Genomic DNA, 12,153 nt, shown 5'->3' on the forward strand with positions numbered 1-12,153 from the left:
GCCGGCAAGCCGCTGGCCGGCTGCCCGGCGGATGCCGCGCCGCCCGCCGCCGCGGCATCGGCGCCCGCGGCGGCGCCGCCGGGCGGGCGCTGACGCGCGCCGCTACAGCAGCCGCTTCAGTTCCGCCATCAGCGGCAGCCGGCGCACGCGCACCGTGGTCGCCGCGTACACCGCGTTGGCCAGCGCCGGGGCGACCGAGGGAATGCCGATCTCGCCGGCGCCGGACGGATCCGCCTCGGACTCGACGATGTGCACCTCGACCTCGCGCGGCATGTCCGCCATGCGCGCCAGCGGGTAGTCGGGGAAGTTCTTCTGCTGCACCTGGCCATCCTTGACCGTGATCGCCAGGTTCAGCGCGGTCGACAGCCCGTCGATGGTGCCGCCCATCATCTGCGCCTCGAGGCCGAGCGGATTGATCGCGCGGCCGACGTCGACCGCGCACACCGCGCGGTGGATCAGCAGCCGCTCGTTTTCCACCGACACCTCGAACGCGTGCGCGGCATAGCCGCCGAAGGTGAAGTGGCAGGCGATGCCGAGGCCGTGGCCGTTGGTGCGGCGCTGGTCCCAGCCGATGCGCGCGGCGGCGAGCCTGAGCACGTTGGCGAGCCGGCCGGTGTCCAGCACCGGGCCGCCGTGGCTGCGGTAGGGCAGCGGACGCGGCGCGCCGAGCAGTTCGAGGCGCAGCTTCAGCGGATCGATCTTCAGCGCCACCGCGATCTCGTCGAGGAAGCTCTGCGTCGCGAACGCGTTGGAGACGTGCGCGGGCGCGCGCCAGTTGCCGCGGGTCACGCCGGAATCGAGCGCGTACCAGTCGTACTGCAGGTTGGCGACCAGGCCGGCCGGCAGGTCGTCGGGATAGATCTCCGACGTCCACTGCTGTCCGGCACCGCCGCGGCCGTTGCGCTTGGACGCGCTGGCGAGCTGGTGGCGCCAGGCGATGATGCGGCGGCGGCGATCGGTGGCCGCGCTCATGCGGTGCACGCCGCAGGGGCGGTAGACGTCGTGCGTGAAGTCGTCCTCGCGCGTCCACATCAGCTTGACCGGCTTGCCGACCGCCTTCGCCAGCAGCACCGCTTCGGCGACGTAGTCGTCCTCGAGGCGCCGGCCGAAGCCGCCGCCGATGCGCGGGAAGCGGATCTCGATCTGCGACGCCGCCAGCCCGGTCAGGCGCTGCACCACTTCGAAGGCGCGTTCGGGCGTCTGCGTCGGCGCGATCACGGTGGCGTGGTCGGCCTCGACGAGCGCCAGGCAGTTCATCGGTTCCATGGTCGCGTGCGCGACGTAGGGCACGAAGTAGTCGGCCTGGATCTTGCGGCCGAGCTTGAAGAGCTTGGCGAAATCGCCGTCGTCGCGCGCGCGCTGGGTCGGTTCGCCGGCCAGCTTGTCGAGCGCCTGCTGCTCCAGGGCGGCGGTGCTCTCGCTCGCCCGCATGCCGGGCTTCCACACCAGCTTCAGCCGGTCGCGGCCCTGCAGCGCGGCCCAGGTGTCGGTGGCCAGCACGGCGACGCCGGGCGCCAGCGGCTGCACGCCGACCGCCAGCGCCGGGTCGGGGCCGGGCAGCGGCAGCACCTTGACCACGCCCTTGACCTTCAACGCTTCGGCGTCGTCGACTTCGGCGAGGCTGCCGTCGAGATACGGGCAGCGCGCGATCACCGCGACCAGCGCCTCGGCGAACGTCTGGTCGATCGCGAACGGCAGCGCGCCGGTGACGATATCGCGCGCGTCCACGTTCCACGCCGGCTTGCCGACCAGGCGGTACTGCGCCGGCGCCTTCAGCGGCAGCGGCTGCCTGGGCAGGTCGATGCGCGCGGCGTCCGCGGCCAGTTCGCCGTAGCCGGCGCGGCGGCCGTCGGCGGCGATCACCGTGTTCGCCTCGGTGCGCAGGCTCGCGGCCGGCACGTTCCAGCGCCGCGCGGCGGCCTGCACCAGCAGCCAGCGCGCGGCGGCGCCGGCCTGGCGCAGGTCCTGCCAGGCCTGCGGGATGCTGGTGCTGCCGCCGGCGGACTGGTCGCCGTAGACGAAGCGCGGCTTGCCGCCGTCGTCCTCGACGCCCAGCGGCATGCCGAGCACGGTGACGCGCGCCCAGTCGGCGTCGAGCTCCTCGGCGATGATGCGCGGCAGGGCGGTGCGCGTGCCCTGGCCCATGTCCGGCGCGCGCGCGCCGATGATCACGCGGCCGTCCGGCTCGATGCGCACGAACGGGCCGACCTGGCTGTAGTCGTCGCCGAGCAGTTCCAGCGGCGCGCCGTCGTCCCCGGCTGCGTCGGCGCGCACGCCGACCACCAGCGCGCCGGCGGCGCCGGCCAGCACCTGCAGGAAACGCCGGCGTGACAGCCGCAGCGTCGCGCTCATGCCTTGCCCTCCTTCAACGCCGCCGCGGCGCGCTTGATCGCCTTGCGGATGCGCGGGTAGGTGCCGCAGCGGCACAGGTTGGCGATGGTGTCGATGTCGTCGTCGCTCGGGTCCGGCTTGCGCTTGAGCAGGTCCGCCGCCGCCATCAGTTGGCCGGCCTGGCAGTAGCCGCACTGCGCGACGTCCTCGTCGATCCACGCCTGCTGCAGCGCATGCAGGTTGCCCTGCGCGTCGGCGAGGCCCTCGACGGTGGTCACGTGGCGGTCCTTCAGCGCGCTCACCGGCGTCACGCAACTGCGCATCGCCTGGCCGTCGACCAGCACCGTGCAGGCGCCGCAGGCGCCGATGCCGCAGCCGTACTTGCTGCCGGTCAGGCGCAGCACGTCGCGCAGGTACCACAGCAGCGGCATCGCCGGATCGCCGTAGTGGCGGAAGCGCTCGCCGTTGATCACCACGTCGATGCCGTCGCGCTTGGGCTCCGGCCTGATCTCGCTGGGCGGCGGCGGGGCTTGCAGGGGTTGTTGTTGCATGACGGTCTCCGGCGGACCGCCGCATTGTCGCACCGCGCGCGCGGTGCGTGAACGCCGTGGCGACTGAGCGTAATAAGCAGGGCGGAACCCGCGCAGCGGTTTCCGCCGGTTCCCGTGCAACAGCGGCGGATACGCGGCTGCGCCGCGGATCCGCCCTACGCGCGCTGCGGCAACCTGCGCCAGAGGTAATAGACCGGCACGCCGGCGCCGATGATCAGCATGCACATGCCGGCGTTGGCCGGGCTGGCGATCACGGTGACGACCACCACCGCCGCGACGGTGGCGACGAACACCAGCGGCAGCAGCGGATAAAGCGGCGTGCGGTAGCTGGCCGGCTCGTCGGCACGCATGCGCCGGTACCAGAACAGCGTGGCGACTGCGGCCGCGTAGCCCAGCCAGTCGCCGACCGTGGAGTAGTCGAGCAACTGCGCGTAGGTGCCGCTAAGCGCCAGCGTCACCGCCCACGCCGCGACCACGACCAGCGCCAGGTTGGGCGTGCGCCAGCGCGGGTGCAGCTTCGCCGCGAAGCGGAAGAACAGGCCGTCCTCGCCCATCACCTGCAGCACGCGCGCGCTGCCGATCAGGGCGATGTTGCAGTAGCCGAAGGTGGAGATGGCGATGCCGACGGCGATGGCGCGCGCGCCGGCGTCGCCGAACACGCGGCTCATCACCTCCGCGGCCGGCGCCTTGCTGTGCGCCAGGCCGTCGTGGCCGAGCGCGGTGAGGTAGGCGAGGTTGGCCAGCACGTAGCAGGCCATCACCAGCAGCATGCCCAGCCCGAGCGCGCGCGGCAGCGTGCGCCGCGGGTCGCGCACCTCGCCGGCGACGGTGTTGACGTAGCTGAAGCCGCCATAGGTGAACAGCACCGGCAGCAGCGCGCCGGCGAACGCCCATGCCGGCAGGTCGCTGCGCGCCGGATCGGGCCCGAGCGCGGCGCCCACGCCGCCGCCGGCCAGCGCCACGCCGGTGACGACCAGCGCCGCCACCGCCAGCAGCTTCAGCACGGTCAGCAGGTTCTGCGCGAACGCGCCGGCGCGGATGCCGAACCAGTTGATGCCGGCCAGGAACACCATCGCGCCCACCGCCAGCGGCTTGACCAGCGTCGTCGGCAGGCCGAAGCCGGCGCAGGCGTAGGTGGCGAAGATGATCGACACCGCGGCGATGCTGCCCGAGTAGTTCACCAGCAGCATGGTCCAGCCGAACAGGAACGCGGCCAGCGAACCGAACGCTTCGCGCAGGTAGACGTAGCTGCCGCCCGCCTGCGGCCGGCGCACGCCCAGCTCGGCGTAGCACAGCGCGCCGGCCAGGGTCAGCAGGCCGCCGGCGACCCACGCCGCCAGCAGCGTCCAGCCGGAGCCGGTGCGCTGCGCGATGGTCGCCGGGTTGAGGAAGATGCCGCCGCCGATCACGCCGCCGACCACCACCATCGCCGACGACCACGCGCCGAGCCGGCGCACGTAGCCCGCGTCCTGTTCCGCCTGTGCCTGCATGGAAGTCTCGCGCCGTGGCGACGCGCGAGCATGGCCCAGGCCGATGCTCGCTGTCGAGGCTGGAAGCCCGGCGGCGCCGCCCGGCCGGCCTTCGCCGGGTGACCCCGGTCAACGAGTGGCGCTTGCGGCGGTTGCATCATTGTGCAAGAACCGAATGGTTGTCCCACGGAGGATGTGTATGCGCCGCACGCTTCGTCACGCCCTGCTCGCGCTGGTCGCGGGCGCGGCATTGCAGGCATCCCTCGCGCAAGCGGCGACGCTGCTGGTCGGCGCGCGCGTCCACACCATGGATCCGGCCAAACCTGATGCCGACGCGCTGGCCTGGGACGACGCCGGGCGCATCCTCGCCGTCGGCACGGCGCCCGCGCTGGTCAGCCGCTATCCCGACGCGCGCCGCATCGACGTGCACGGCGCCACCGTGATCCCCGGCCTGATCGACGCGCACGGCCACACGCTCGGCCTCGGCATGGCGCTGCTCGACGCCGACCTGGTCGGCGCGTCGTCCGAGGACGAGGCGATCGCGCGCCTGCGCAAGCACGCCGCGACACTGCCGCCCGGCGCCTGGTTGCGCGGCCGCGGCTGGGACCAGAACCGCTGGCCCGGCAAGCGCTTCCCCACCGCGGCCGATCTCGACGCCGCGTTCCCCGACCGCCCGGTCTATCTGGAGCGCATCGACGGCCACGCCGCCTGGGTCAACTCGGCGGCGATGAAGCGCGCGCTGAAACCGCTGGACGGCGACTGGCAGCCGGATGGCGGCCGCATCGAACGCCTCGACGGCAAGGCCACCGGCGTGCTGGTCGACCGCGCGGTCGAGCTGGTCGAGAAGGCGATCCCGCCGCTGGACGCCGCGCAGAAGCGCCACGCCTACCAGGTCGCATTCGCCACGCTGGTGTCGGTGGGCCTGACCGGCGTGCACGATCCCGGCATCAGCCTCGACGACCTGCACGTGCTGCAGGGCATGGCCGACCACGGCGAGCTGCCGCTGCGCCTGTACACGATGGCCGACGGCGACCACGCCGCGCTGGCCTGGCTGTGCGAGCACGGCGCCTACGCGCACCCCTCCGGGCGCCTGCAGATGCGCGCGCTGAAGCTGTACATGGACGGCGCGCTCGGCAGCCGCGGCGCCGCGCTGCTGGCCGACTACAGCGACGATCCGGGCAATCTCGGCATCCTCGTCACCGAACCCGAGCGCTACCGCGAAATCGTCGCCCGCGCGCACCGCTGCGGCCTGCAGGTCGCCACCCACGCGATCGGCGACCGCGGCAACCGCCTGGTGCTCGACACCTACGCCGAAGTGCTCGGCAAGGACGCGGCGACGACCGACCACCGCTGGCGCGTCGAGCATGCGCAGGTGGTCGCGCTGGAGGACATCCCGCGCTTCGCCGCGCTGCACCTGATCGCCTCGATGCAGCCCACCCACGCCACCTCCGACATGCCGTGGGCGGAAGCGCGGCTCGGCGCCGAGCGCATCCGCGGCGCCTACGCCTGGCAGCGCTTCATCCACGCCGGCGTGCACATGGCGCTCGGCTCCGACTTCCCGGTGGAGTATCCGAATCCGATGCTCGGCCTGTACGCCGCGATCACGCGCCAGGACCTCGCCGGCCAGCCGCCCGGCGGCTGGTATCCCGACCAGCGCCTGACGCGCGAGCAGGCGCTGGCCGGCTTCACCCGCGACGCCGCCTGGGCCGCCTTCATGGAAAACGAGGTCGGCATGCTGAAGGCGGGCATGCGCGCCGACTTCCTGATCCTGCCCGCCGATCCGATGACCATTGCGCCGCGTGCCATCGCCGGCCTCAAGCCGATGTCGACCTGGGTGGACGGCAAGCCGGTGTACCGCGCGCGCTGAGCGACGCAGGGACGGGCCGTCCGGAACCGTAGGGCGGATCAGGCGGCATCACCACCTGATCCGCCGCCGCGCGGCGACACACGATCCTGCAGCGCCGTGGCGCGCGCTCCGCGCACGTGTGCTGTCGGGTATTCGTGCGCGGGGCGCACGCCGCGGCTACATCGAGAGATCGCAGGCGAGCTGCGTGCCCGGACCGTCGTCCGCGGGCCCAAGCTCCGGCGTGATGTCGCCCCAGCCGTGATCGTGCGGTTCGAGCCTGACGCCGGCCTTGGCGAGCCGTGCCCGGACCTCCTGCGGCGGGAAAGGGAAGGTGACGATCACGCCCGCGATGTCCGCGTGGATGCCGCGGTAGATCGTCAGCCGCGATACCGGGATGCCGTACAGCTTCGCGTCCGCGATCGGAATGGTCAGCGTGTAGGACTCGCCGTTGTCCTGCAGCGTCGCCTTGCCGAAGAAAGGCGCCAGGCGCTGGCCGCCGGCGGGGTGCGCCAGCTTCGGCCGGGCGCCGTCCTCGTCGACGTAGGCGGTGACCACGCGGTAGTTGGTTTCCGCATCGTAGGTGCAGCCCTTCGCCATGCCGCCGTAGAAGTCGCCGAGATCGGCGGCGTGCGTCGCCGTGGAGGCAACGAAAAGGGCGGTGGCGCAGAACGCCATGGCCGGCGCTTTCGGAGTGTCGGTCATCGTTGGGCCTCTCGGGGAAAAGGTCGTCGGTTCGCGGCTGCCGCCACGCGCGCGCATCGGCCCGGCGGGCGCCGCAGGCGCAGCGGCCTGCGGCGCCGACGTTCCGCGGCCGAACGCCGTCCGTGGCCGGGCGCCTACTCGGCGGTGGTCGGATTGATCACCGACTTCACCTCCGACACCCTGTTGGCGGGGAACCCGCCCAGGCGCGCATGCTCGCGCACCATCGTCTCGTTGGGCGCGATGTAGATGCAGTAGATCTTGTCGTCGGTGACGTAGCTCTCGACCCACTGGATCTGCGGCCCCATGGCGCTGAGCACGCCGCACGACTTCTGCGAGATGCCGTGCAATTCCGCCGGCGACAACTTGCCGGCACCGGGAATCTCGCGCTCGATCACGTACTTCGGCATGACACTCTCCTGCGGAAGGAGCGCATGCGAGGCGGCTTTTCGACTCGTCGCTCGGCACGCGCCGGGTGACGTCCGACCCTGGACGGTAGCGGCCGCCGCGCGGCCGCGGCCCAGCTTACGACGCGCAGGCCCGGCGCGTAAGCCGCGCGAACGTCGATGGCAATGTGTCGGTCCCCGGGACAAGCAAGCCGATAACACTTCCGGCCGGTCGTGGCCGATCGAACGTGCGGCTACGTCCCGGCGGGTGAGCAGGGCTTTCGAGCGGCGCCAGCCGCGAGCCTGCGAACGCCCGCGCACATGCAGGCGCGCGGGCCGGAATCCTGGCCCGAGCCTGCGTGGCTCACCCCACGGTCGCATGCACGACTGCAACCGATCCGCTCTGCTGTCCGCGCATCACGCGGTCACTTGCAGGGGGAGTCCATGCATGAATAGTTAGAACCGCTCCCGAACCGCCACGCGCTCGGCGTAGTTGACAGCATCCTGAAGCCGATCGTAGCGATAGGATTGAAAGTGGAACTGACCATTTTGGTACGTGATGCCGTACTGATGCATAGTCTCAATTTCGGCGGGATCTAACCCTTGATCAAGCTCGCGGCGCCGGGTGGCTTCATCTCTTGCCTTTGCGACCGCGGCAGCACGGGACATGGCGGCCTCGATGGCTTCACTCACCTCCGAAAACGTTTGGGCAGCAGAGCCAAGCAAATGTTCATCGAGGCGGTTGAGGGTGTAGAGATAGTCATGATGCTCGACGTCTTGGAGTATTTGGCCCAAACACACCACCAGCGCGTAAGCCTCCGGGTCTTGCGGGTCGCGCCCAATCGCTGCCTTCGCGCCATGCGCCAAGGCTGAAGCTGCGACCGCGACCTTGTGCGGCAACACGCCGCGACTACCATCGTACAGATGCGGCGACTGCTGCCATGCAAGCCCGACCAGCTCGTTGGCGTATCGTGCTGCGCCGCGCCTCACGAGCCCAAACTTTTGGTCGTGTTCGAGCAGCTGCTGCACGATGGACGCGGCCTCAGCCTTTCGCCAGTTGTTTCGAATGCCATCGAAAATTGCCACGAAACTCCCCCTTGGTTCTAACGCCTGAGTTAAGCGGCGGCGAAGCCGTCCGCTTGGACGAACAGTTATGCCTTGTTGATGCTTACCCTTGAATATGACAACTGAACATCATGCTCATTACCATGCCCACGAATTCTGCCGCGGGCTTACCCCTAAGCTCAGGGGATGCCTTGACGTTTCCGTTGAGATCCGTCATTACAATTTTCTCTAGTGCAGCGTCTCGTTTGTCGTTTGGCGCGCACAAGTGCCGGTAGTTATGATCGGCCATGTTCATACCAATAGTTATACCTTCGTAAATGCCGACAATATAGAGCCTGCATGCCATTTTGGCGTTCGAATCTTGGCTGCTACAGATCTTTTGAAGGCCGCCAATCGTCATCTCTTTAGCACTAGCGGGCTGGCTGCGCACGCAGGCTAGCGCTGTGAGTGCAAGCAGGAACCACCAAACGGCTCGCCTTTCCATGATGCCTCCAGTGCTGCAAGGTATAACTACAAGTAGACCCCGCATCCGGGGTGATAGACGCCAGCGTGCGCCCGTGTCAACGAGGGTGTCAAGGCTGCTTCCGGCTGCGTTTCAATGGCTTGCGTGCTGGGGATTGCCGCTTGCGTCGATTGCAGCCTGCCGCGTTATCTGTCGATTCCGCCGTGATAAGACTTATCGCTCCGAGTTCGTCGGATAAGCGGGACGCGCGAGCCGGCGCATCGTGCGCGGGGTCGCCGGCGCCGACGACATCGCCGCGCAGCAACGCATGCGTCCTCCGCCTCCATTCCGCCACGTCCGCGCCGGCCGTCCGCCCGCTGCGTCGGCTATAGCTCTCCGTTGCGTTTTGCTGCACCGCACGCAACACTGAGCGGACTTCTGCCCGTGCCCGACACCCCCGTAGCCGCCCCCGTGAGCGTTCCCGCCTTCGCGCCGCTGCCGTCTGCAGCGCCCTGGATCGTCGTGAAGTTCGGCGGCACCAGCGTCGCCACGCGCGAGCACTGGGAAACCATCCTGCGCCTGGCCGCCTCGCGGCGCGCCGAGGGTGCGCGCGTGGTCGTCGTGGTGTCGGCGCTGTCGGGTGTCACCGATGCGCTGAAGGCGCTGTGCGCGCTGCCGCCGGCAGAGCGCGGCGTCGCCGCGCAGCGGCTTTGCGAGCGCCATCGCGCGCTGGCTGTCGACATGGGCCTCGGCCGCGTCGAGGCGATGGAGCGCTGGCTGGATTCGCTGGCGCGCGCGGCGGCCGACGGCGCCGGCGCGGACGGCGAGCTGGCCTGGCAGGCCGAGGTGCAGGCGCACGGCGAGCTGCTGTCCAGCACGCTGGGCGCGGCCTTCCTCGGCGCGCGCGGGCTGCCGACCGCATGGCTGGACGCGCGCGACTGCTTCACCGCCAGCGAATTGCCGTTCCTCAACGGACGCGCGCGGCTGCTGTCGGCGCAGGTCGAGCCGCGCCACGATCCCGCGCTGGCCGCCGAGCTCGCCGCGCGCGGCGAGGTGTTCATCACCCAGGGTTTCATCGCGCGCGACGGCGACGGCCACACCGTGCTGCTGGGGCGCGGCGGCTCCGACACCTCGGCGTCGTACTTCGGCGCGCTGCTGCGCGCGGCGCGCGTGGAGATCTGGACCGACGTCGCCGGCATGTTCAGCGCCAATCCGCGCCAGGTGCCGGCGGCGCGCCTGCTGAACCGCCTCGACTACGAGGAGGCGCAGGAGATCGCCACCACCGGCGCCAAGGTGCTGCATCCACGCTGCCTGTCGCCGCTGCGCGAGGCGCGCGTGCCGCTGCTGATCAAGGACACGCAGCGGCCCGAGCTGGCCGGCACCGAGATCGGCCCGGAGGTGCGCGAGCAGGCGCCCAGCATCAAGGCGATCAGCTCGCGGCGCGGCATCACGCTGGTGTCGATGGAGTCGGTCGGCATGTGGCAGCAGGTCGGCTTCCTCGCCGACGTGTTCGCGCATTTCAAGCGCCACGGCCTGTCGGTGGACCTGATCGGTTCGGCCGAGACCAACGTCACCGTGTCGCTGGACCCGACCGAGAACCTGCTCGATTCCGACGTGGTCGCCGCGCTCGCCGCCGACCTCGCCAAGGTGTGCCGGGTCAAGGTAATCGCGCCGTGCGCGGCGATCACCCTGGTCGGCCGCGGCATGCGCGGCATGCTGCACAAGCTGTCGGCGGTGCTGGCCGAGTTCGGCCAGTTGCGCGTGCACCTGATCTCGCAGTCGTCGAACAACCTCAACCTCACCTTCGTCGTCGACGAGGACGTGGTCGACGGCTTGCTGCCGCGCCTGCACGAACTGCTGGTGCGCGCCGGCGCGCTGCGCGCCGACGATCCGCAACTGTTCGGGCCGAGCTGGCAGGCGCTGTACGGCAGGGCCGCCGCCGCGACGCCGGCGCCGTGGTGGCGCGACGCGCGGCCGCGCCTGCTGAAGCTCGCGCAGGAGCTCAGCCCGCGCTACGTCTACCACCTGCCGACCGTGCGCGCCCGCGCCCGCGCGCTGCGCGCGGGCGGCGTGGTCGATCGCCTGTACTACGCGGTCAAGGCCAACCCGCATCCGGTGCTGCTACGCGCGCTGGCCGAGGAAGGCCTCGGCTTCGAATGCGTGTCGCCCGGCGAGCTGGCCGCGGTGGCGGCGAACGTGCCGGTGTCCGCGCCGCGCCTGTTCACGCCCAACTTCGCGCCGCGCGCCGACTACGCCGAGGCGCTGGCCGACCGCGTCCTCACCACGCTGGACGCGCTGCACCCGCTGCAGCACTGGGGCGCGCTGTTCAAGGGGCGCGAGATCGCGCTGCGCGTGGACCTCGGCCGCGGCCTCGGCCACCACGACAAGGTGCGCACCGGCGGCGCCGGCTCGAAGTTCGGCCTGCCGCTGGACCAGCTCGACGCCTTCCTCAAGCTGGCCGACGCCTGCGGCGCGCGCCTGCGCGGCCTGCACGCGCACCTCGGCTCCGGCATCCTCGACGCCGCGCACTGGGGCGAGGTCTACGCGCAGCTCGCCAGCCTGGCCGAGCGCATCGGCAGCATCGAATTCCTCAACGTCGGCGGCGGGCTCGGCGTGCCGGCGCATCCGGACGACCTGCCGCTGGACGTGCACGCGGTGATGCGCCACCTCGCCGAGGTGAAGCGCGCCTATCCGCACTACGCGCTGTGGATGGAGCCGGGCCGCTACCTCGTCGCCGAGGCCGGCGTGCTGCTGACGCGCGTCACCCAGGACAAGCGCAAGGGCGCGACGCACTACCTCGGCGCCGACACCGGCATGAACTCGCTGATCCGCCCGGCGCTGTACGACGCCTGGCACGAGATCGCCAACCTGAGCCGCCTCGACGCCGCGCCCGACACGCTGTACCAGGTGGTCGGCCCGATCTGCGAAACCGGCGACGTGCTCGGCAACGACCGCCGCCTGCCGGCCAGCGCCGAAGGCGACGTGCTGCTGATCGCCAACGCCGGCGCCTACGGCGCGGCCATGGCCTCGCGCTACAACCTGCGCGAACCGGCGGAGGAGACGGTGATCGAATGAGCGCGGTCGCGAAAGCTCGCCGGAATGCATGGCGCGCTGCGCGCGTCCCCCTCACCCCGGCCCTCTCCCCGTTGGGGAGAGGGAGACAAGCGGGGTGGGTCGATGGTGATCGGATCGGTGCGATGGCGTTGATGCACGCAATGCAGCGCGCTGCGCGCGTCCCCCTCACCCCGGCCCTTGTAAGTTAGCTCTACCCCGTCCAGACCGATTGCCCTCAGATTGCGAGATCGTGGGAGAGCCAGGGTCGGGCGGGGTTTTATTCCTCCAACAACCCGAACAGTTGCCAGGG

The 12,153-nt window shown here is 70.8% G+C and carries 9 protein-coding genes; 2 read left to right on the forward strand and 7 right to left on the reverse strand.

Annotation, left to right across the window (positions count from 1 at the left end):
• Positions 1-102: 102 nt before the first annotated feature.
• The 3 genes from ABFC67_RS07265 to ABFC67_RS07275 form a co-directional block, all read right to left on the reverse strand.
• Positions 103-2,352: a molybdopterin cofactor-binding domain-containing protein gene (locus tag ABFC67_RS07265; protein ID WP_346737328.1), complete on the reverse strand. Its 2,250-nt coding sequence runs from the start codon at positions 2,350-2,352 to the stop codon at positions 103-105.
• A complete protein-coding gene (locus tag ABFC67_RS07270; RefSeq protein ID WP_346737329.1) occupies positions 2,349-2,882 on the reverse strand; it encodes a (2Fe-2S)-binding protein in 534 nt (177 codons plus the stop codon). Before ABFC67_RS07270 ends, ABFC67_RS07265 begins: the two co-directional genes overlap by 4 nt.
• A gap of 155 nt (positions 2,883-3,037) precedes the next feature.
• Complete coding sequence (locus ABFC67_RS07275) at positions 3,038-4,372, reverse strand: amino acid permease (protein WP_346737330.1); 1,335 nt, start codon at positions 4,370-4,372, stop codon at positions 3,038-3,040.
• Positions 4,373-4,550: 178 nt separating this feature from the next.
• Between ABFC67_RS07275 and ABFC67_RS07280 the strand changes: the two genes are divergently transcribed.
• Entirely contained in the window at positions 4,551-6,218 is a 1,668-nt protein-coding gene (locus ABFC67_RS07280) for an amidohydrolase (protein WP_346737331.1), read from the forward strand.
• 156 nt (positions 6,219-6,374) lie between these two features.
• Here ABFC67_RS07280 and ABFC67_RS07285 read toward each other — a convergent pair whose 3' ends face one another.
• The 4 genes from ABFC67_RS07285 to ABFC67_RS07300 all read right to left on the reverse strand — a co-directional run bounded on the left by ABFC67_RS07285 (position 6,375) and on the right by ABFC67_RS07300 (position 8,831).
• On the reverse strand, positions 6,375-6,899 hold the full coding sequence (locus ABFC67_RS07285) for a hypothetical protein (protein WP_346737332.1): 525 nt from the start codon (positions 6,897-6,899) through the stop codon (positions 6,375-6,377).
• A 134-nt stretch (positions 6,900-7,033) separates the two neighbouring features.
• Complete coding sequence (locus ABFC67_RS07290; protein ID WP_346737333.1) at positions 7,034-7,306, reverse strand: DUF4242 domain-containing protein; 273 nt, start codon at positions 7,304-7,306, stop codon at positions 7,034-7,036.
• Positions 7,307-7,738: 432 nt separating this feature from the next.
• A complete protein-coding gene (locus tag ABFC67_RS07295) occupies positions 7,739-8,368 on the reverse strand; it encodes a hypothetical protein (RefSeq protein WP_346737334.1) in 630 nt (209 codons plus the stop codon).
• Positions 8,369-8,450: 82 nt separating this feature from the next.
• A complete protein-coding gene (locus tag ABFC67_RS07300; protein WP_346737335.1) occupies positions 8,451-8,831 on the reverse strand; it encodes a Rap1a/Tai family immunity protein in 381 nt (126 codons plus the stop codon).
• A gap of 429 nt (positions 8,832-9,260) precedes the next feature.
• On the opposite strand from ABFC67_RS07300, the gene ABFC67_RS07305 reads away from it, so the two are divergent.
• Positions 9,261-11,864, forward strand: a complete 2,604-nt coding sequence (locus ABFC67_RS07305) for a bifunctional aspartate kinase/diaminopimelate decarboxylase (RefSeq protein WP_346737336.1) — start codon at positions 9,261-9,263, stop codon at positions 11,862-11,864.
• Positions 11,865-12,153: the final 289 nt, after the last annotated feature.

This window comes from Mizugakiibacter sp., from assembly GCF_039680435.1.
Classification (GTDB): domain Bacteria; phylum Pseudomonadota; class Gammaproteobacteria; order Xanthomonadales; family Rhodanobacteraceae; genus Mizugakiibacter.

Coding starts and splice junctions, on each gene's coding strand:
- ABFC67_RS07265 (WP_346737328.1), bottom strand. CDS start 2,352: ATGAGCGCGACGCTGCGGCTGTCACGCCGGCGTTTCCTGCAGGTGCTG.
- ABFC67_RS07270 (WP_346737329.1), bottom strand. CDS start 2,882: ATGCAACAACAACCCCTGCAAGCCCCGCCGCCGCCCAGCGAGATCAGG.
- ABFC67_RS07275 (WP_346737330.1), bottom strand. CDS start 4,372: ATGCAGGCACAGGCGGAACAGGACGCGGGCTACGTGCGCCGGCTCGGC.
- ABFC67_RS07280 (WP_346737331.1), top strand. CDS start 4,551: ATGCGCCGCACGCTTCGTCACGCCCTGCTCGCGCTGGTCGCGGGCGCG.
- ABFC67_RS07285 (WP_346737332.1), bottom strand. CDS start 6,899: ATGACCGACACTCCGAAAGCGCCGGCCATGGCGTTCTGCGCCACCGCC.
- ABFC67_RS07290 (WP_346737333.1), bottom strand. CDS start 7,306: ATGCCGAAGTACGTGATCGAGCGCGAGATTCCCGGTGCCGGCAAGTTG.
- ABFC67_RS07300 (WP_346737335.1), bottom strand. CDS start 8,831: ATGGAAAGGCGAGCCGTTTGGTGGTTCCTGCTTGCACTCACAGCGCTA.